This is a genomic window from Clostridium sp. HCP1S3_C6, assembly GCF_052066735.1.
Taxonomy (GTDB): domain Bacteria; phylum Bacillota; class Clostridia; order Clostridiales; family Clostridiaceae; genus Clostridium.
Genome location: NZ_JBQHRN010000016.1, coordinates 1 through 20,870, shown reverse-complemented (window position 1 = coordinate 20,870; position 20,870 = coordinate 1). Strand labels below are relative to the sequence as shown.

The following is a 20,870-nucleotide window of genomic DNA, read 5'->3' as shown; positions in this document are numbered from 1 at the left end:
AGACCCCACATTAATTATCCTAAATTTCAATTTCTATCAATACAAGATGTTGAACTTAAAATTCTTAGCAATTTAGGATAAATTTTCATTAATTGCTTATTTATTTTTTTAAGAGTTTCAAGATAAAGAAGTTTTTCTTCTTCATTAGATTCTTCAATAAAGTTATTTTTATTTATTTCCCAAACTTCACATCCATCATAAGGATTTGCAGTTCCTAAATACATTAAGCCATTACAGCTTTTAAATAACGAACTTCCACCGTAATTATTTTTATTATCTAATCCGTTAAGAGTTAAAGATTTAAAATGTATGCCATCTGTAGATGTGTAAATATCAAATCCTTTTGGGTATTTATAACATGTTATTATATTGCATATATCTGTATAAGCACTTAAAAGTTCATTATAATTTGCATAACCTAGTTTTTCTATATATTGATCACTATTGTATATAATTGTATCTCTTATTAATTTCATATTTGTTGAATTATCTAAAGTAGTTATAAATAATGTGCCACAATAGCAATTTATCTGCCAACCATAAATATTAAAAAAATTGTTAAAACCAGATTTATATCCAGATAAGCTTTGTATATTATTGTCACATTTGTTTAATGGAATTAAAGGGTCCCCACCTACTACTACATCTACATTATCATTTACATCTACTCTTATAATATCAAATCCTAGTGGTGCGAAAAGAGAAAGAGGAAGGTTTTTAGTGCAAGATATATATAGATGATTTTTAAATACATAAGAAGCTATTATATTTGAATTTGCTCTGTCATAAAAACCAGAATTTCCAATTTTGACCCATTCATTAGTTTTAGGATTTGAATTTATAGAACGCCAAAGCTCACATCCACTATTTGTAGATATTCCCACATAAAGCTTATTATTAAATTCATTTAAATTTTCGATTCTTCCAACAGGGTTTTTATTTGAATCAAAACAGATATTTTCTGTATCTATAACAGGCTTAAATTTTTTACAGTCAGGGTTTTTGCTTTCATAAAGGAAGGGGGTATTTTTAGCAAAACCAATTTTTATTGTAGAGAGATATAATTTCCCTTTAAATGAAAGTAGGCATTTACATGTAGTACCTAAAACATTTTTTGTATTAACTTTTGTCCATGTTATACCATCTGTACTTTTTATCAGGTAAATTTTTGTGCCTAATCCTGCAGCATACATTGCTTTTTCATTATCAGTTGAGTGAGTTATAAGTGAACTAAAGCCTTTTATTTTATCATTACAATCTGCTCTGAAAACTCTTTCCCAGCCTCGGCTGCCATCTCTTTTATAACGCCAAATTTCTGCATTGTTATCTGTGCCTTTTATTATCCAAGGTGGAATATTTATTATGCACCTTTTAGAACAGCCTAGGGTAGTTAAGGCATTTCGCACAGTTCCTACATATATATAATCACCAAGTTCAGTTATACATGATGCGTAGCTGTTTTGAATAGCATTTTTTTTGCAGGATGTATCAAAACCATTGGTTTCTGTTATTTTATCAAGGGTAAACATAAAATACTCCTTTGTAATTGCTAAATCTAAATAATATTATTATTTAGTATATGTAGCAAATATACGAAGGTGAATAAAATAACTAATTATTAAATTTAGTGTTTTTTAATATGTAAAAAGAAAAAGAACCAGTTTCTAAGATTTCACCATTATCATTAGTTATTTCAGCATTATAAAAGGCAATAGACTTACCTTGTCTTATTTTAGTAGCAGTACAATAAATATTTTTTTTATAAATGTATATTTAATAAGCTTTAGAATTTTATTTTATTAATGTATAATGAATTTAATAGTATATAAAAATATATTGGAGGTATTATTTTTGAATAAAGAAAGTATTGAAAAAATGAAAAAACTTATAGAGGAAAAAAAGAAAAAAGGTCAAAATACAAAAAATACAGATAAAGCAACTAAAAAAATAGGAGCAGCTAAAAAAGGTAGAAGTAGTCATAATGGTGGTGGATTATTTGATAAATAATTAAAGGAGAATATTGTATGGATGTATCTATTGTTATAAATGAAATGATAAAATACTATGCTGGTGATGTAAAAAGAATTAATCATTTTTTAAAAGTTTATTCTTTTGCAAAATCAATAGGAGAACTTGAAAAAATAAATAATGATACTCAATATATTTTAGAAGTAGCTGCTGTTATGCATGATATAGGCATAAAAGTAAGTGAAGAAAAATATAATTCTTCAGCAGGAAAATACCAAGAATTAGAGGGACCAATTATAGCAGAAAAAATGTTGAAAAAACTTAATTTTAATGATGATATTATAAAAAGAGTATGCTTTTTAATTGGTCATCATCATACTTATACTAATATTTGTAGTATAGATTATCAAATATTAGTTGAAGCAGATTTTTTAGTTAATATATATGAAGATGGAATTAGTAGTGATTCTATAAAAACTGTAAAAAATAAGATTTTTAAAACTAAAGCTGGAATTGAGTTTTTGAAAAATATTTACAAAGATTAATCATCAGAATCTTCTAATATTATAATATAATAAAATCCTATATATCTTAAAATATTTGAAAAAACACTTAAAAGATATCCATTAGTAATTAATATATATGGCCACAATTTAATGTTATCATTTTTATATTTATTTAAAAGTATTTTTTCCTTAATTCGCCTTTTGTTAACTATATATAAAATTATATAACCTATAAGTACAAGTGTTTGTCCGAATAAAGTTACTTCATCTGTGGGAATATAATCATCATGATTTTTAGTAGCTTCTTTAATATCTAAATCTGCTCCATAAAAAAATATTGCATATCCAATAGATAAAAATGTAGCACCTATTTTTTCTAATTGAGCAATATTTATATCTATATTTTTTAAGTACTCATCTATATTATTTATAAAAGAAAAATCATACAAATAATCACTCCCATGCAATAATAACAATATTATTATATGAGTTATAATTAAAAATGCAGATACTTTTTGTATCATATACAAAAATATTGAGTAAAATATAGTAAATTACTTTTAATAGTGTTAATTATGGATGATAATAATTTTATAGAAGAAATTTTAAATTATCTTGGGTACAAAAAGGTAAATGTAGATAATTCTGAAAAAAATAATAGTAAAAAACAACAATATTGTAAAATAGATAAGTCTGGAGGAGCAGATTCAAATTGTTGTGCAGATGTTAATATGGACATACCTAATGGATTTCAAGATTTAGATCCAATATTATTTCTTGTAGTTGGCGAACTTATAGGAAATATTATTGCAGGTAGTACACCATTTAATGTGGCTAATGCAATTTCAAATTATTTGAATTTAATTGGGCAAGTTATTGAAACATATGCAGGTCAACAGGCATATTTTCAAGGAGGTCCTGGAAGACTTTATAATAAAAAATATAAAAATGTAACAAATCCTTTTATGAGTTGTGCTGAAAAAGATAATTCAAAAGCAGATAATGATGACAATGAAAATGTGTATGAAAAAATAAAAAATATAGAAATATATTTAAATTTAATGAAGGATAATTTTTCCCGGGAAATAAATGAGATTAATCTAAAAATAGATAAAATAGAAAGTGTATATACAAATAAAGGTAAGTTATGAATTCAATTTATTTTGGAAATATAGATGAAATATTAAAATCTTATGGATATGAAAAGTGTAATTGTAATTCTTCAGAATCAGACACAAAAATAGATCCAACAGCTGGAGCTAAAGATAATTATTGCAGAAATTTTGATTCAGATGTTTTTTATGGGTTTCAAGATATTGACCCGATGCTTTCTATTGTTGTATGTGAAATACTATCAAATGTAGTTTCTAATGAACTTCCAACTAATATAGCAAATGCCTATGGAAACTGGCTTCAACTTATAGCACAAGTTATTGTAGCTTTTAATACTCAACAAGCATATTTTCAAGGAGGCCCTGGAAGATACTATAATCCCGTATATAGAAATGTATCAAATCCTTTTTGTACTAATGTAAAAGCACCTAATGGTGGTGAACGTTCGGATTTAGGTAAAGCTTGTGATACTAACAATGATGAAGATATAATTAGTAAAAAAGATAGAAAAAATAAGGAAATTAGAAGATTGAAGGAAGAAATTAAAAAATTAAAATCGCAAATAGAAATGTTAGAAAATGAAATTAATTCTTTAGAGTAAGCTATTAAAGAATTAATTTCATTTTTTTAAAATATCAGCTAATTTTAAGATTTTATTGGTATTATATAATATAAATTTATAAAAGTATGGGGGATGTTTTTTGTGAAAAGTGTTAAGAAAAAGTTTTTTTCTGTAATTATTTCATCTTTTATGGTTTGTAATTTATTTAGCGGCATAACTACATATGCAAATGATAGTTTAGACAATAGGCAAAATACTAATGTTTCAATGGTTTCTTCAATAAAAGATCCAGAAGAATCTGTTAAAATGCAAAGTAAAATGCAAACATCTAATACGCTTACAGAAGCTGAATCTGTTTGGAATAATTGTTCATATAAAGGGGAAGGTATGGTTATAGCAGTAATAGATACTGGTTTTGATTATACTCACAAAGATTTTCAAACTATTGATGAGGAAAATGTAAAAATTACAAAGGATTTAGCAGATAATGATATAAAAAATCTTGGATATGGAAAATATTTCAGTGAAAAAATTCCTTATGGGTACAATTATGCAGATGGAAATGATGAGATTAAAAATGAAGACCAAATACATGGAATGCATGTAGCAGGTATTGCTTTAGCTAACGGGGAAATTAAGGGGGTAGCTCCAGAAGCGCAGCTACTTGCTATGCGAGTTGCTGATAAAAATGGACAATTTAACAAATAATAATTATGATAGAGATGATTTTTTTCCTTTTTCAAATAATGCAGGTAGCAACAGCAAAAACGAAAATATGTATTCATTCTCATCATGGGGGCCAAGCCCAGATTTAGAATTAAAGCCTGAAATAACAGCACCAGGTGGAAATATAAAATCTACTGTATATAATGATTCTTATGAAACAGAAAGTGGTACATCAATGGCATCACCTAATGTGGCTGGTGGTTGTGCATTAATACTTCAGTCATTAAAACATAAGAACATTGATTATTCTCAAGATATTAATAAAGTTGATATAATAAAATGTTTAATGATGAATACTGCAAAAGTTTTAACAAACAGCAGTACTGGAGTAATATATTCACCAAGACAACAAGGAGCAGGACTTATGCAACTTGAAAAGGCAGTAAACAATAATGTTATTGTTACTGACGATAGAAAGAAACCATATATTGCATTGAAAAATATCCATAGTAATAGTGTTTCATTTGAAATGACATTAACTAATTATGGTAAAGAAGATGTTTTTTATACTTTAAAAGATGAAAATTTATATATAGAAGTATGTGAAAATAATATAAGTATGGAAAAAGAAATTAGTGGAGCAAAAATATCTTTTAATGAAAGCAATATAATATTATGGAAGTACAGAGAAAAATGATTATGATTTTCCATATGGAATGAATAATGAAAAGTATAATTCAAAAGTTAAGGTTAATAGTGATAATGTTGCATTTTCTCCTAATAATGATAATGTTAAAGATGATGTTCAATTAATGACATATTTTTTGAGAAACGCTAGGGAATACAAAGTAGAAGTGTTAGATAAAAACAAAAACTTAGTAGGTAATACAAGAAAATTTAATGATAGAACAAAAAATCTTTATTCTTATTATATTCAATATTCACTAGCAGGTTTATTTAATGAAGGTTATTCATGGAATGGCACTTATTATGATGAATCAACAGGTAATAATAAAGTTGTAGATGATGGACAAGCTAATGTTTCACTAGCACTTACAAATTGTGCAAATTTAATTTCTGTTAGATTAAAGGACTTTTTAATAGGGCCCTTTTTAAATTTTAAAGTAAATTTTTTTGCAATATTGATAATAAGTATTTATTATTGTTTATTACTCGTGGTATTTTTATTTGATTTTTCAATGCCACCAGAAGTAGCAGAACATATAGGGATTCCAGATGAAGTATAAGAAGTTAATACAATGTCAGATATTAATAATCCTTTTTTAAAATTGTACTTATCTTTTACTTTATTATAAGCAAATTTTTGAATTAAAAAAGCCATATATTTTGAAGCTAGTAATCTATTTTTATGAGAAACAGGAATTAGCTTTTGTTTACCTGTAGTACCAGAAGTATGTCCAAAGTAGTCAATATCATCTGAAAATAGTACATTATGTTTGCCATTAGTCATATCATTAATGTAATTTTCGTAGAAATAATAGGTAGTTAGAGGCATATTATTTTTGTAATCTTCTATAGAATTTATATTTTCAAAATGATATTTTTTACAGATTATTGTATTGGTGTTTTTTTTGATTATATTAATTAAAACATCATTATTAATTTTATTTAATATGTCAAGAACACCTGTGACTTTAGTCATAGGATGAATTGACATACATATGTTAAATTAAAACATACGATAATATATTGAAAATACTTGATTTTGTAATATACATATGTTATTATATTTAAGAGGTGATAACATATGGAAGTAACTAACGGACGTGGTTATGTATATTCAATACAATATCACATTGTTTGGTGTGTTAAATATAGACACAAAGTAATTACAGAACAAATAGAGAATAGATTAATAGAGATACTTAATAAAATAGCTGATGATAATGGGTTTCAAATATTAGAATGTAATACAGATAAAGACCATATTCACCTTCTTGTAAATTGTTCTCCACAACATTATATACCAGATATGATAAAAGCATTAAAGGGTGTATCTGCAAGATTGCTAATGAAAGAATATGGAGAAGAATTAAAAAGAAAATTATGGGGTGGTCACTTGTGGAATCCATCATATTTCGTAGCAACTGTATCAGAAAATACAGAAGAACAAATAAGAAAATATATCCAAAATCAGAAAAGAAAGTAAGGTGAGAGTAGTGGAAAAAGCTTATAAGTACAGGATTTATCCAAATAAAAAGCAAAAAGAAATAATTACAAAGACATTTGGATGTTGTAGATTTGTGTATAATAAATATCTTGCGAAACGAATTGATATGTATGAACAGAATAAAGAAACATTCTCATATGTTCAGTGTGCAAATGATATGAAGAAATTAAAATCAGAACTTGACTGGCTTAAAGAAGTCGATTCTACTGCTCTTCAATCTTCACTTAAAGATTTAGATTCAGCTTATCAAAAGTTTTTTAAAGAACATACAGGCTATCCTAAGTTTAAATCAAAGAAAACACATAGATATTCTTACAAGTCAAAATGTGTAAATAATAATATTCAGTATTGTGATAGGTATATTAAGTTACCTAAACTTGGAATGGTAAAAACGAAAAACAAGTTAATGCCTCAAGGAAGAATACTTAATGCTACTGTATCACAAGAACCTAGTGGACATTACTACTGCTCTCTATGTTGTACAGATGTAGAGTTTGAGCAGTTACCAAAAACTAATAAAAATGTTGGAATAGATTTGGGAATATGTGATTTTGCAATCTTATCTAATGGAAATAAAATAGAGAATCCTCAGTTTTATGAACAGTCAGAAAAGAAGCTTTTAAAGCTACAACGAGAATTATCGAGAAAAACAATTAGTAGTAATCGTTGGAACAAAGCGAGAATTAAGGTTGCAAATTTACAGAAACATATTTCTAATCAACGAAAAGACTTCTTACAAAAATTATCTACAACGATAGTAAACAATTACGATGTAATTTGTATTGAAGATTTAGATGCTAAATCTATGAAAGAAACAGATTCTACTATTCGCAATAAGCGAGTTGGCGATGTGTCTTGGTCAGAATTTCGTAGAATGTTGACATACAAATGTGAATGGTATGGAAAAACATTATCTGTAATAGATAGGTATTATCCATCATCACAAATTTGTCACTGTTGTGGGAATAGAGATGGTAAGAAATCAGAAGATATTAGATTTTGGATTTGTCCAGAATGTCATTCAGAATTAGATAGAGATATAAATTCTGCTATTAACATTCTGAATGAAGGATTAAGAATATTAGATGTAGCGTAATAGCTATAAAAGAACGGTTGGAACAATCGGGATAGCTTGGTAAATATTCTTACGGTAGTAAGAAGTTCCCAAGAATCTCGTGGCTTTAGCCATGAGAGGTTCAAATTATACAAAAGCTATACGAAAAAAAGGAAGAGTAGATCATAAAGATTCTTTTCTTGACAGTAATGTTATTGAAAAAGAAAGAGGAATTACAATATTTTCAGAACAGGCAATTTTTGATATTAATAATTCAAGATATTATCTTATTGATACTCCTGGTCATATGGATTTTTCACCTGAAATGGAAAGAGCAATAAAGGTTTTTGATTATGCCATTATATTATTAAGTGCAGTTGAAGGAATTCAAGGAAATACAAAGACTGTTTATAATCTTTTACAAAAAAATAATGTTCCAGTATTTTTCTTTATTAATAAAGATGATAGAGAAGGCTCAGATTATTGTAATGTTATAAAGGATTTAAAAGCAAACTTAAATAAGAATATTTATTATTTAGATTATGATTTAAGTAATGGTTTAAAGGAAGAACTTATTGAATTTATATGTGAATATGATGATAGTCTTATGGAAAAATATTTAAAAGGCAATTATCATGAAGATTTGTGGATAAATACACTTGTAAATTTAATAAAACATAGAAAAGTATTTATAGCATCTAAAGGCTCTGCACTTTTAGATACTGAAGTTTCTACTTTTATTAATAATTTAGATAAATTAACTAAGACAAGTTATGATAATAGTGCTAAATTTTCAGGAAAAATATATAAAATAACTCATGATGATTCAAAGCAAGGTATATCAAACAATAAAATTGTATGGGAAAAATATTAACAGATATTGAAAGATTCTATGGAACGTTTAATGAACCTATTATTTTAGGTGAAAATGTTAAAATTACAGGAGAAGGTCCTGTAGAAACATTTATGGATTATCCAGTGGAACTTGCAGCTATAACTAAGGGGCAAAGTTCAATTATGATGATTAATAATGGATATAAACCTTGTCATAATGAGCAAGAAATATTAAAAAATCAAAATTATGATAAAAATGCAGATATTGAATATACATCCTCATCTATATTTTGCAGTAAGGGTCAGGGATATATTGTTCCATGGAATGAGGTTAAAGATAAAATGCATTGTTTAAAATAAAAAACTTTGAAATATATTGACAAATAAGAAAAAGAATATATAATAAGTTATAGAATGTGATTGGACAAGTCGCAGGAAGGGGTACACCACCACGGGTGTAGGTCTTTTCTGCGACTTTTTTTATACATTAAATTGCTATTTGGGAGGTGACAAAATGATAAAAATAAATGGTGAAGAAAAGGAATTAAGTAGTGAAATAATTCTTGAAAAACTTCTTGAAATTAATAAATTTGATACATCTAGAATTGCTGTAATAGTAAATGATGATATTGTACCTAAGGATATTTACAAAGAAAAAGTTATTAAAGATGGAGATAGTATAGAAGTTGTAAGTTTTGTAGGTGGAGGCTGATTAAATTAGCTTTTAATTAATATTTAAATAAGTAGTAAGGAAGGAAGAAAAAATGGATAAAAATGATAAATTAATAATTGGTGGTCATGAATTTAACTCAAGATTTATATTAGGATCAGGTAAATATAATGTTGATTTAATTAAATCAGCAGTAACAGATGGAATGGCAGAAATGATAACACTTGCTGTACGTCGTGCAAATACTAAAGATAAGGATAATATATTAGATTTTATTCCTAAAGGGGTAACTCTTCTTCCTAATACATCAGGTGCAAGAAATGCAGAAGAGGCTGTAAAAATAGCAAGACTTGCAAGGGAACTTGGATGCGGTGATTTTGTTAAAATAGAAATAATGAGAGATTCTAAATATCTTTTACCAGATAATAAAGAAACTGTTAAGGCTACAGAAATTTTAGCTAAGGAAGGATTTGTTGTTATGCCTTATATGTATCCAGATCTTTATACAGCTCGTGATTTAGTAAATGCGGGAGCTTCTGCTGTAATGCCACTTGCGGCACCAATTGGAACTAATAAGGGGCTTGCTACAAAAGAATTTATACAAATACTTATTGATGAAATAGATTTACCTATAATAGTAGATGCTGGAATAGGTAGACCATCTCAGGCTTGTGAAGTTATGGAAATGGGAGCATCAGCAGTTATGGCAAATACTGCTATTGCTACAAGTGGTAATATTCCACAAATGGCTAAAGCTTTTAGTTTAGCAATTCAAGCTGGAAGAGCTGCTTATATGTCTAAGCTTGGTAGAGTTCTTGAAAAAGGAGCTTCAGCATCATCACCATTAACAGGTTTTATAAGGGAGTAGATAAAAATGGAACAAAGAATAGATCATATGAAATATATGGATGATATGGAGCAAATACCATCTGATATAATGGATAAAGTAATAAAAGAAATGAATGAATATGACCCTAATGCTTATACAGCAGTAGATGTAAGGCAAGCTCTTTTACATGATAAATGTTCAATAGATGATTTTAAGGCATTATTATCACCTGCTGCAGAAGACTTTATAGAAGAAATAGCAAAAAAGGCACAAAAAGAAACTAGAAAGCATTTTGGTAATTCTGTATATATGTTTACACCATTATATATATCTAATTATTGTGAAAATTACTGTATATATTGTGGTTTTAACTGCCATAATAAAATAAAACGTGCAAAGCTTGATAAAGAAGGAATAGAAAGGGAAATGAAGGCTATTGCAGAAACAGGACTTGAAGAAATACTTATATTAACAGGTGAAAGTAAAGCTATGTCTGATGTAAAGTATATTGGAGAGGCATGTAAAATAGCTAAAAAGTATTTCAAAATGGTGGGACTTGAAGTTTATCCTATGAATTCTGATGAATATGCATATGTTCATAAATGCGGTGCTGACTATGTTACAGTATTTCAGGAAACTTATAATTCAGATAAATATGAAACACTTCATTTAGCAGGCCATAAAAGAATATTCCCATATAGAGTAAATGCCCAAGAACGTGCACTTATGGGTGGCATGAGAGGTGTAGGTTTTGCAGCATTACTTGGATTATCTGATTTTAGAAAAGATGCATTAGCAACTGGTATGCATGCATATTTAATTCAAAAAAAATATCCACATGCAGAAATAGCATTTTCTTGTCCTAGACTTAGACCAATTATTAATAATGATAAAATAAATCCAAAGGATGTTCATGAAAAGCAACTTCTCTTAATAATATGTGCTTATAGAATATTTATGCCATATGCAAGTATTACAATTTCAACAAGAGAACGTAAGGGATTTAGAGATAATATTGTAGGAATTGCTGCAACAAAAATATCAGCAGGAGTTAGTACAGGAATAGGAAGCCATTCAGAAGAACCTGAAGATGAAAAAGGTGATAGTCAGTTTGAAATAGCTGATACAAGAAATGTTGAAGAAGTAAGAGAAGCACTTAAGGAACATGGACTTCAACCTGTTATGAATGATTATGTCTATGTTTAAAATAACACTTGTAACAAATAGAAAACTTTGTGAAAGAGCTTTGCCTGATCAAATTGATAGAATATCAAAAATATACAAACCTCATAGGCTTATACTTCGTGAAAAAGATTTAAGTGAAGATGAATATTATATTTTAGCCAAGAAAATAATTAAAAAGTGTAATGAATATAATATAGAATGTATTCTTCATAAGTATATAAATGTGGCTTGTAAGTTAAACCATAAAAGTATTCATCTATCAGTAGAAGATGGTAAAAATAATAAGCATTTATTAAAGTATTTTAATTGTCTTGGAATGTCAATACATTCATTGCAGCAGCTTAAAGATGCAGAAAACCTTGGAGCAACCTATGTAAATGCAGGTCATATATTTGAAACTAATTGTAAAAAAGGATTACCTGGACGTGGAATTAATTTTTTAAATGATATGTGTGAAAATTCTAATGTTCCTGTATATGCAATAGGTGGAATTAATAAGGATAATTTAGATTTAATAAAATCTACTAATGCAGTTGGAGCTTGTATTATGTCTAAGTTTATGAAGATGTAGATAATGTTATCAAATTAAAAAGATAGTAGAAAATATAAAACTCAAAACCTCTCATAATAAATATATGGGATGTTTTGAGTTTTTTAGTTTGACAATAAAATATTATTTAAGTATAATTAGTTAGAAATCTAACAAAAGGAGGCTTTCATTTGTGCAATTCTAAATGTTTAGGTAAGGAAATTAGCATTTTAGCTAATAAAATGAACAGAATGATAAATAAGAACATATCTAAATACGGCATTACATGTATTCAGGGTAAGATAATAGGATACATTTATAGTGAATCACCTAAAAGGGATATATTTCAAAAGGATATTGAAGTAGAATTTGATATTAGGCGTTCATCTGTAACAAGTGTTTTAAATTTATTGCAAAAAAACGGATGTATAGAAAGAATTCCAAGTCAGGAAGATGGCAGACTTAAAAAAATAGTTTTAACACCAAAGGGTGTAAATATTCATATGGATGCATATAAGGCAATTACTGAAATTGAAAATTCTATGCAAAGAGTTTTAACAGAGGAAGAAATTGATATGTTTTTTGATATAATAACAAGACTTAATAAGAATATTACAAGTTAAATGTAAATAAAGTAATTTTATATATAAAAAGTTAGAAATCTAACAAAAGGAGGATTAATATGATAAAAAAATTATCTAGTTGTATTAAGGAATTTAAAAGAGATACAATTTTAACGCCAATATTTATGGCCCTTGAGGTTGTTATGGAAATACTAATTCCATTTTTATTATCTTCTTTAATTGATAACGGAATATCAAAAGGTGATTTAGGATACATTTATAGGGTAGGAGCATTAATGCTTGTAGCAGCATGCTTTTCATTAACCTTTGGTATATTAGGAGGAAAGTTTGGAGCAACTGCTTCAACAGGCTTTGCTAGAAATCTAAGAAAGGAAATGTATTATAATATACAAAACTTTTCATTTTCAAATATAGATAAATTTTCCACAGCAGGGCTTGTAACTAGACTTACAACAGATGTAACTAATGTGCAAAATGCATTTCAAATGATTATAAGAATGTTTGTAAGAGCACCATTTACTATGATTTGTGCAATGATAATGTCATTTTATATTAATATAAAAATATCATGTATATTTTTAATTGCTATTATAGTTTTAGGAGTAGCTTTATATTTTATAATGATAAAAGCTCATCCACATTTTAGAGAATTATTTAAAAATTATGATAAATTAAATGCAAGTGTTCAAGAAAATTTAACTGGCATAAGAGTAGTTAAAGCATATGTTAGAGAAGAATATGAAAAACAAAAATTCAAAAAAGCATCTAAAAAGTTATATGATTTATCAGTTATTGCAGAAAAGCTTATTATTTTAAATAATCCAATTATGCAATTTGTAATGTATACTTGCATAATTGTAATTTCATGGCTTGGTGCTAATATGATAGTAAGTAATACTATGCAAACAGGTGAACTTGTAAGTTTATTTACTTATTTAATGAACATTTTAATGAGCTTAATGATGGTTTCATTTGTTTTTGTTATGGTTATTATGTCTAAATCATCTGCAGAAAGAATTGTAGAAGTTTTAGAAGAAAAAAGTGATATTATAAATCCTAAAAATCCAATATTTGAAGTTAAAGATGGTTCAATAGAATTTGATCATGTTGATTTTAAATATGATAAAAGTGAAGATAGTTTAAATTTAGATAATGTAAATTTAAAAATAAACTCTGGCGAGACTATAGGAATTTTAGGTGGTACTGGTAGTGCAAAAACAACTCTTGTTCAACTTATTCCAAGACTTTATGATGTATCATCAGGATCCGTAAAAGTAGGAGGAGTAGATGTAAGGGACTATGATATAGAAACTTTAAGAAACGAAGTATCAATGGTTCTTCAAAAAAATGTATTGTTTTCAGGAACTATAAAAGAAAACTTAAGATGGGGAAATAAAAATGCTACAGATGAAGAAATTATTGCAGCATGTAAATCAGCTTGTGCTGATGAGTTTATTGAAAAATTTCCAGAAGGTTATGATACATTTATAGAACAAGGTGGTAATAATGTTTCAGGTGGTCAAAAGCAAAGATTGTGTATAGCAAGAGCATTGCTTAAAAAACCTAAAATACTAATATTGGATGATTCTACTAGTGCTGTAGATACGAAAACAGATGCATTAATTAGAAAGGCATTTAAGGAAGATATTCCAAATACAACTAAGATTATAATTGCTCAACGTATTTCATCAATTCAAGATTCAGATAAAATTATAGTTTTAGATGATGGAAAAATAAATGCTTTTGGTGTTCATGAAGATTTAGTTAAAAATAATAAAATTTATAAAGAAGTATATGAATCACAGGTAAAAGGAGATGATAAGGATGACAAATAGTAAAGAACCTGCTTCAAAACATAAGGAAAATAAAACAAATCCTATGAAAACATTAAAAAGACTTATGAAGTATATAATTGATGGATATTTGTGGCAGGGAATTATAGTTGTAATCTGTATTTTAATATCATCATTAGCTACTGTAGCTAGCACATTATTTATAAAAAATTTAATAGATGATTATATACTTCCTTTTATATCAGAATCAGGAACAGCTGATTTTACTAAATTATCACAAGCTTTATTTGTAATGGCAATTATATTCTTAATTGGTGTTGTAGCAACATATGCATTTAATAGAATTATGATAAATGTCGCTCAAGGGACTTTAAAGAAAATAAGAGATGATATGTTTGTTCATATGGAAACTTTACCTATAAAGTTCTTTGATACACATGCACATGGTGATTTAATGAGTCTTTATACAAATGATACAGATACATTAAGACAAATGATAAGTCAAAGTATTCCACAATTAATATCATCAGTGTTTTCTATTGTTAGTGTATTTGCTTCAATGCTTGTTTTAAGTATTCCACTATCATTAATTGTTGTACTAATGGTTATAATTATGTTTTTTGTAACTAAAAATATAGGTGGTAAAAGTTCAAAGTATTTTATAAAGCAACAAACTAATTTAGGTGTAGTAAATGGTTATATAGAAGAAATGATGGAAGGACAAAAAGTTGTTAAGGTTTTTTGTCATGAAGAAGAAGCAAAGGATAACTTTGACAAATTAAATGATAAATTATTTGATAGTGCTAATAATGCAAATATTTTTGCAAATATTTTAATGCCTATAATGGGGAACCTTGGTAACATAAATTATGTTATTACAGCAGTTGTAGGTTCGATACTTGCAATTAATGGAGTTGGATCTTTAACATTAGGTTCTATTGCATCATTTATAGCACTTACAAAGAGTTTTAATATGCCTATTACACAAATATCACAACAATTTAATGCCATTATTATGGCTTTAGCTGGTGCAGAGCGTATATTTACACTTTTGGATGAGGAAAAAGAAATAGATGATGGTTATGTAAAACTTGTTAATGCAAAAATTAATAATAATGGAGAAATTGAAGAAACAGAAAAACATACAGGAATGTGGGCATGGAAGCATCCACATGGTGATGGTACAATTACCTATACAAGGCTTCTAGGAGATGTTGTATTTAATGATGTAGACTTTGGATATAATGATGAAAAAATAATTCTTCATAATATTAAACTTTTTGCAAAACCTGGTCAAAAAATTGCTTTTGTTGGAGCAACAGGTGCAGGTAAAACTACTATTACAAATCTTATTAATAGATTTTATGATATTCAAGATGGTAAAATAAGATATGATGGTATAAATATTAATAAAATAAAGAAAGATGACTTAAGAAAATCTCTTGGAATAGTTCTTCAAGATACCCATCTTTTTACTGGAACTATAAAAGATAACATAAGATATGGTAATTTAGATGCTACTGATGAAGATGTAATAAATGCGGCAAAGCTTGCAAATGCAGATCAATTTATAAAGCATCTTCCTCATGGATATGATACTGTAATTACTGGTGATGGAGGAAGTCTTTCACAAGGACAAAGACAACTTCTTGCTATTGCAAGAGCAGCAATTGCAGATCCACCAGTACTTATATTAGATGAAGCAACATCTAGTATAGATACAAGAACGGAAACAATTGTTCAAGAAGGTATGGATAAACTTATGGAAGGAAGAACAGTTTTCGTAATTGCCCATAGACTTTCAACTGTTAAAAATTCAGATGTTATTATGGTTCTAGATCAAGGTAGAATTATAGAAAGAGGAAGTCATGATGAATTAATAAGTCAAAGAGGAAGATATTATCAATTATATACTGGAGCATTTGAACTATCATAAAAGGTATCTTTCTGTAATAAAAAAAAGAATGTATTAAAACAATTTTTTAGAGTGTGTTGCTTAGAAGTATTTTTTATAATCATGAGCCATGCTCTTTTTTAATATTAGTTTTCTGGGGTAAAAGTGGCAAAATAAATATCATATATATATTTTTTTTATTATGTTGGAAAAAATATATTAAAATGATAGAATAGTGTTTAGTAAATAAAAATTAATTGTTTATCAATTTTATTGAAATAAAATACTAATATTAGGAGGACTGCCATGTTAGAATTAATTGATGTTTCATATATAGCAGAGGATAATGCTAATATGCATATATTAAAAAATATTAGCTTAAAAATCGAAGATTCTAAGTTCGTTGTAATAACTGGACCTAATGGTGGAGGAAAATCTACTCTTGCAAAGGTTATTATGGGAATAAAAAAGCCTACATCAGGAAAAATACTTTTTAATGGTGAAGATATTACAAATATGAGTATATCAGAGCGTGCAAAGAAGGGCATAAGTTTTGCATTTCAACAACCTGTTAGATTTAAGGGGATTACAGTAAAAGATTTAATAGAAATTGCAGCAAATAGAAAAATATCATCTAAAGAAATTTATGAATATTTAAGTAAAGTGGGACTTAATGGTGATGAATATATAAATCGTGAAGTAAATAGTAGCCTTTCTGGTGGTGAAATGAAAAGAATAGAAATTGCTATGGTTATGGCAAAAGATACAAAACTTTATCTTTTTGACGAACCAGAGGCTGGAATAGATATTTGGAGCTTTAATAATTTAATTGAAGTATTTCAAAATATGAGGGAAGAAAATAAATCAATTATTGTAATATCACATCAAGAAAGAATTATGGACATAGCAGATGATATAGTACTAATTGAAGAAGGAAAAGTTACTTCTCACGAAAAAAGAGAAGATATTCTTCCTTGTTTATTAAAAAAGGCAGATAAATCATGCTGTAGAAAAGCAGGAGGTGGCTGTAATGCAGGAAATAACTAAAAGCCTAATAGAACTTGTATCAGATACAAAGATAGGAAAAAATGATGCATATAATATACGTGAAAATGGTCAGTGCGCAGATAGGCATGTAACTGATCATATAGATATAGTTTCTAAAAAGGATAAACCTGGAATAGACATAATTATAAAACCTAATACAAAAGGTGAAACTGTGTACATACCAGCTCTTGTAACTCATGATAATGTAGAGGATCTTGTATATAATGATTTTCATATTGGAGAAAATGCAGATGTAATTATTTCAGCAGGATGTGGAGTTCATAATGATGGATGCAATAATTCAGAACATAGAGGAATTCACAGATTTTTTGTGGGAAAAAATGCTAAGGTATTATATTTAGAAAAGCATATTGGAACAGGAAACGGAGAAGGTAAAAGAATTATAAATCCTAAAACTGAAGCATTTATTGAAGAAGGTGGGTATCTTGAAATGGATACAGTCCAAATTGGAGGAGTAGATTCTACTCATAGGGAATGTGCAGCAGAACTTAAGGATAATGCAAAATTAGTAGTTAAGGAAAAAATAATGACAGATGGAGATCAAACAGCAAAAACAAGCTTTGCAGTGGAATTAAATGGTGAAGATTCAGCAGTTAACTTAATTTCAAGATCTGTAGCAAAAGGAAATTCAAAACAAAAGTTTGAATCTCAAATAAATGGTAATAATAAATGTACAGGGCATTCAGAGTGTGATGCTATTATTATGGATAATGGAAAAGTTACTGCAGTTCCAGAAATAACAGCAAATTCAATTGATGCATCACTTATTCATGAAGCAGCAATTGGTAAAATTGCTGGAGAACAAATAATAAAGCTTATGACACTTGGATTAACCGAAAAGGAAGCTGAAGATAGGATAGTACAAGGATTTATGGAATAGTAAAATAAAAGTGGTTTTATGCCACTTTTATTTTACTTAATAATGTTTTTAAAGTATAAAAATAAAAGGTGAAAAAGTTGATTAATAATTATAAGATATCTGTAAGAACATTAGTTGAATTTGTAATGCGCAGAGGAAGTATAGATAGTAGGTTTCAAGCAGCTTCTAAGGCTATTGAAGGAATTAAGGGGCACAAATATGTTCAAAGTGCATATGGAAAAGATGATAAGGCAGAGGTTACATTAAATTATGATTATGAAGATGATGATATACATATTGAAATAGAAGGAAGAGCTGATGGAATATTAAAAGAAAAAGATAAAATAATTATTGATGAAATAAAAACAACCACAAGAGATCTTTTATTAATAGATGAAGATTATAATCCTCTTCATTTTGAACAGGCAAAATGTTATGGATATATTTATTCAGTAGAAAATGATTTAAATAATATTGATATTCAAGTAACTTATTACAATATAGATACGCAAAATACAAGATCCATAAGAAAAAGCTATAATATTGATGAATTAAAAGAAAGCTTTTTTTTCTTAATTAATGAATACAAAAAATGGTGCATGGCAGATATTAACTGGAAGAAAGAAAGAGAAATTTCAATTAAAAATTTTGAATTTCCATTTAATGAATATAGAAGAGGTCAAAGAGAACTTGCTGTAAGGGTTTATAAAGCTATAGAAAATAAAAGTAAATGTTTTGCACAGGCACCTACAGGTATAGGAAAAACTATATCTACACTTTTCCCAACAGTAAAAGCTATAGGAGAAGGTATTACATCTAAAATATTTTATTTAACAGCTAAGGCTATTACGAGAGAAGTAGCAGAAAATGCGGTAAAACTTATGATTAGTAAAGATTTAAAAATAAAATCTGTTACATTAACTGCTAAAGATAAAATATGCTTTATGGAAGAAACAAATTGCAATCCAGAATATTGTCCATATGCAAAAGACTATTTTGATAAAATAAACAATATAATTATGGAGGTTAGAAAGGAGTATAACTTTTTTGATAGAGAAACTATAAATAAAATAGCAAAGAAATATAAAATATGTCCTTTTGAATTTGCCTTAGAGCTTACTTTATTATGTGATATTGTAATATGTGATTATAATTATTTATTTGACCCATCTGTGTATTTAAAAAGATTTTTTGATGTAAAAAATACTGATTATACTTTTTTAATAGATGAGGCACATAATCTTATAGATAGAGGAAGAGAAATGTATTCTGCTTACTTATATGAAGATAAGATTAAAGAGTGCAAAAAAGTTATAAAGAAAAATAGAAAGATTTTAAAATGTATAAAGGAAATAGAACTTTATTTTAGTGAAAAATCTATAGATCTAAGTGCAGAAAAAAATAAAATTATTGTTCAAAATGGATCGCCAAGTGATTTAAAGGAAATATTAAAATTATTTATTAATGCATGTGATGAATATTTAGCAAGAAATAATGAAGAAAGTGATGAGTTTTTGCAATGTTATTTTGAAGCACATACATTTGTTTCTATGATGGATTACTATGATGATAATTATGTTACTGTATTTAAAGAAAAGGATAATAATATTATAATAAAACTTTATTGTGTAAATCCATCAAAGCTCCTTCAGGATAAAATGAACATAGGAAGAGCTTCTGTTATATTTTCTGCAACACTTATTCCACTTGAATACTTTAAAGAAATGTATGGGTATACAGAAAAAGATTATATAGTAAATTTAATGAGTCCATTTGATCACAATAATAGATTGTTAATGATTGCTGACAATTTATCCACAACTTTCAAAAAAAGAGAGGAAACCAGTATGAAAATTGTGGATTATATTAAGAATTGTGTAAAATCACAAAAGGGGAATTATCTTGTATTTTTTCCATCCTATGATTATATGAATATGATTTATGATAAATATATTACTATAGATACTAAATCTAATATTCATATTCAAAGTAAAGGAATGGAAGAAGAAGAAAAAGAAGACTTTATATCTATATTTAAAGAAGATTTAAATGATACAAATGTTGCTTTTAGTGTACTTGGAAGCCACTTTTCAGAAGGCATAGATTTAGCTTATAATAAACTTATTGGTGTTATAATTGTAGGTGTTGGAATGCCAAGGATTGGTATAGACAGGAATATTATAAAGGATAACATAAACCGTTTAAAGTCAAATAATAGAGGCTTTAACTATGCCTATGTATATCCTGGAATGATAAAAGTTTTGCAAGCAGCAGGGAGATGTATAAGAACTAAAGATGATAAGGGAGTTATTCTTTTAATTGATGAAAGGTATGGAAATAGAACATACAAGGATTTATTTCCTATTGATTGGAAATATAACTGCAAAGTTAGAGATCCACAAGATGTTAATAAAAAATGTTTAGAATTTTGGAATAAATAATTATTTAAGGAGCTTATTAATAGTTATTAAAAATATATTCAAATATAATCAAATGTAATATAATATATTTAGGGGTGATTATATTTGAGTAAAAATTATAAACCAAAAGAATTTGCTATACAAG

General features: G+C 27.3%; 24 protein-coding genes. 21 read left to right on the top strand and 3 right to left on the bottom strand.

The features are described from left to right. Positions 1 to 26 precede the first annotated feature (26 nt). On the bottom strand, positions 27 to 1,529 hold the full coding sequence (locus ACTNAO_RS07470; RefSeq protein WP_441027797.1) for a hypothetical protein: 1,503 nt from the start codon (positions 1,527 to 1,529) through the stop codon (positions 27 to 29). Positions 1,530 to 1,851: 322 nt separating this feature from the next. On the opposite strand from ACTNAO_RS07470, the gene ACTNAO_RS07465 reads away from it, so the two are divergent. Further along, the gene (locus tag ACTNAO_RS07465; protein ID WP_441027822.1) at positions 1,852 to 2,007 is read left to right on the top strand and encodes a hypothetical protein; all 156 of its coding nucleotides are present in this window, start codon (positions 1,852 to 1,854) and stop codon (positions 2,005 to 2,007) included. A 17-nt stretch (positions 2,008 to 2,024) separates the two neighbouring features. Continuing rightward, positions 2,025 to 2,513 carry an HD domain-containing protein gene (locus ACTNAO_RS07460; RefSeq protein WP_441027798.1) on the top strand — a complete coding sequence of 163 codons (489 nt, stop codon included), beginning with the start codon at positions 2,025 to 2,027 and terminating at the stop codon, positions 2,511 to 2,513. On the opposite strand, the gene ACTNAO_RS07455 is transcribed toward ACTNAO_RS07460, so the two are convergent. After that, the gene (locus ACTNAO_RS07455) at positions 2,510 to 2,923 is read right to left on the bottom strand and encodes a hypothetical protein (protein ID WP_441027799.1); all 414 of its coding nucleotides are present in this window, start codon (positions 2,921 to 2,923) and stop codon (positions 2,510 to 2,512) included. The genes ACTNAO_RS07460 and ACTNAO_RS07455 overlap by 4 nt on opposite strands. Positions 2,924 to 3,049: 126 nt before the next feature. Here ACTNAO_RS07455 and ACTNAO_RS07450 point away from each other — a divergent pair, with 126 nt between their 5' ends. The 5 genes from ACTNAO_RS07450 to ACTNAO_RS07430 all read left to right on the top strand — a co-directional run bounded on the left by ACTNAO_RS07450 (position 3,050) and on the right by ACTNAO_RS07430 (position 6,062). After that, the gene (locus ACTNAO_RS07450) at positions 3,050 to 3,625 is read left to right on the top strand and encodes a hypothetical protein (protein WP_441027800.1); all 576 of its coding nucleotides are present in this window, start codon (positions 3,050 to 3,052) and stop codon (positions 3,623 to 3,625) included. Beyond that, complete coding sequence (locus ACTNAO_RS07445; RefSeq protein ID WP_441027801.1) at positions 3,622 to 4,188, top strand: hypothetical protein; 567 nt, start codon at positions 3,622 to 3,624, stop codon at positions 4,186 to 4,188. The genes ACTNAO_RS07450 and ACTNAO_RS07445 overlap by 4 nt, the downstream gene beginning before the upstream one ends. Positions 4,189 to 4,290: 102 nt before the next feature. Beyond that, on the top strand, positions 4,291 to 4,857 hold the full coding sequence (locus ACTNAO_RS07440; protein WP_441027802.1) for a S8 family serine peptidase: 567 nt from the start codon (positions 4,291 to 4,293) through the stop codon (positions 4,855 to 4,857). Further along, the gene (locus ACTNAO_RS07435) at positions 4,838 to 5,512 is read left to right on the top strand and encodes a S8 family serine peptidase (RefSeq protein ID WP_441027803.1); all 675 of its coding nucleotides are present in this window, start codon (positions 4,838 to 4,840) and stop codon (positions 5,510 to 5,512) included. The genes ACTNAO_RS07440 and ACTNAO_RS07435 overlap by 20 nt, the downstream gene beginning before the upstream one ends. A 19-nt stretch (positions 5,513 to 5,531) precedes the next feature. Then, positions 5,532 to 6,062, top strand: a complete 531-nt coding sequence (locus ACTNAO_RS07430; RefSeq protein WP_441027804.1) for a hypothetical protein — start codon at positions 5,532 to 5,534, stop codon at positions 6,060 to 6,062. Here ACTNAO_RS07430 and ACTNAO_RS07425 read toward each other — a convergent pair. Further along, the gene (locus tag ACTNAO_RS07425) at positions 5,975 to 6,478 is read right to left on the bottom strand and encodes a GH3 family domain-containing protein (RefSeq protein WP_441046116.1); all 504 of its coding nucleotides are present in this window, start codon (positions 6,476 to 6,478) and stop codon (positions 5,975 to 5,977) included. The genes ACTNAO_RS07430 and ACTNAO_RS07425 overlap by 88 nt on opposite strands. Positions 6,479 to 6,583: 105 nt before the next feature. Between ACTNAO_RS07425 and tnpA the strand changes: the two genes are divergently transcribed. The 14 genes from tnpA (at position 6,584) to ACTNAO_RS07355 (ending at position 20,746) form a co-directional block, all read left to right on the top strand. Beyond that, complete coding sequence (tnpA, locus tag ACTNAO_RS07420; protein WP_441027806.1) at positions 6,584 to 6,985, top strand: IS200/IS605 family transposase; 402 nt, start codon at positions 6,584 to 6,586, stop codon at positions 6,983 to 6,985. A gap of 10 nt (positions 6,986 to 6,995) precedes the next feature. Then, a complete protein-coding gene (gene tnpB / locus ACTNAO_RS07415) occupies positions 6,996 to 8,102 on the top strand; it encodes an IS200/IS605 family element RNA-guided endonuclease TnpB (RefSeq protein ID WP_441048062.1) in 1,107 nt (368 codons plus the stop codon). Positions 8,103 to 8,193: 91 nt separating this feature from the next. Then, positions 8,194 to 8,934 (top strand): GTP-binding protein, encoded by a 741-nt coding sequence (locus ACTNAO_RS07410; protein ID WP_441027808.1) that lies wholly within the window; start codon positions 8,194 to 8,196, stop codon positions 8,932 to 8,934. Beyond that, positions 8,919 to 9,254, top strand: a complete 336-nt coding sequence (locus ACTNAO_RS07405) for a hypothetical protein (protein ID WP_441027809.1) — start codon at positions 8,919 to 8,921, stop codon at positions 9,252 to 9,254. The genes ACTNAO_RS07410 and ACTNAO_RS07405 overlap by 16 nt, the downstream gene beginning before the upstream one ends. 154 nt (positions 9,255 to 9,408) lie before the next feature. Beyond that, positions 9,409 to 9,606, top strand: a complete 198-nt coding sequence (gene thiS / locus ACTNAO_RS07400; protein ID WP_441027810.1) for a sulfur carrier protein ThiS — start codon at positions 9,409 to 9,411, stop codon at positions 9,604 to 9,606. Between the two features lie 52 nt (positions 9,607 to 9,658). Further along, the gene (locus ACTNAO_RS07395) at positions 9,659 to 10,432 is read left to right on the top strand and encodes a thiazole synthase (protein WP_441027811.1); all 774 of its coding nucleotides are present in this window, start codon (positions 9,659 to 9,661) and stop codon (positions 10,430 to 10,432) included. Between the two features lie 6 nt (positions 10,433 to 10,438). Then, the gene (gene thiH / locus ACTNAO_RS07390; RefSeq protein WP_441027812.1) at positions 10,439 to 11,599 is read left to right on the top strand and encodes a 2-iminoacetate synthase ThiH; all 1,161 of its coding nucleotides are present in this window, start codon (positions 10,439 to 10,441) and stop codon (positions 11,597 to 11,599) included. Then, positions 11,592 to 12,149: a thiamine phosphate synthase gene (locus tag ACTNAO_RS07385; RefSeq protein WP_441027813.1), complete on the top strand. Its 558-nt coding sequence runs from the start codon at positions 11,592 to 11,594 to the stop codon at positions 12,147 to 12,149. The genes thiH and ACTNAO_RS07385 overlap by 8 nt, the downstream gene beginning before the upstream one ends. 149 nt (positions 12,150 to 12,298) lie before the next feature. Next, complete coding sequence (locus ACTNAO_RS07380) at positions 12,299 to 12,730, top strand: MarR family winged helix-turn-helix transcriptional regulator (protein WP_441027814.1); 432 nt, start codon at positions 12,299 to 12,301, stop codon at positions 12,728 to 12,730. 59 nt (positions 12,731 to 12,789) lie between these two features. Further along, on the top strand, positions 12,790 to 14,526 hold the full coding sequence (locus ACTNAO_RS07375; protein ID WP_441027815.1) for an ABC transporter ATP-binding protein: 1,737 nt from the start codon (positions 12,790 to 12,792) through the stop codon (positions 14,524 to 14,526). Continuing rightward, on the top strand, positions 14,516 to 16,420 hold the full coding sequence (locus ACTNAO_RS07370; protein WP_441027816.1) for an ABC transporter ATP-binding protein: 1,905 nt from the start codon (positions 14,516 to 14,518) through the stop codon (positions 16,418 to 16,420). Before ACTNAO_RS07375 ends, ACTNAO_RS07370 begins: the two co-directional genes overlap by 11 nt. Before the next feature lie 264 nt (positions 16,421 to 16,684). Continuing rightward, on the top strand, positions 16,685 to 17,425 hold the full coding sequence (locus ACTNAO_RS07365; RefSeq protein WP_441027817.1) for an ABC transporter ATP-binding protein: 741 nt from the start codon (positions 16,685 to 16,687) through the stop codon (positions 17,423 to 17,425). After that, positions 17,409 to 18,326 (top strand): SufB/SufD family protein, encoded by a 918-nt coding sequence (locus tag ACTNAO_RS07360; RefSeq protein WP_441027818.1) that lies wholly within the window; start codon positions 17,409 to 17,411, stop codon positions 18,324 to 18,326. Before ACTNAO_RS07365 ends, ACTNAO_RS07360 begins: the two co-directional genes overlap by 17 nt. 77 nt (positions 18,327 to 18,403) lie before the next feature. Then, a complete protein-coding gene (locus ACTNAO_RS07355; protein ID WP_441027819.1) occupies positions 18,404 to 20,746 on the top strand; it encodes an ATP-dependent DNA helicase in 2,343 nt (780 codons plus the stop codon). The last annotated feature ends 124 nt before the right edge of the window (positions 20,747 to 20,870 follow it).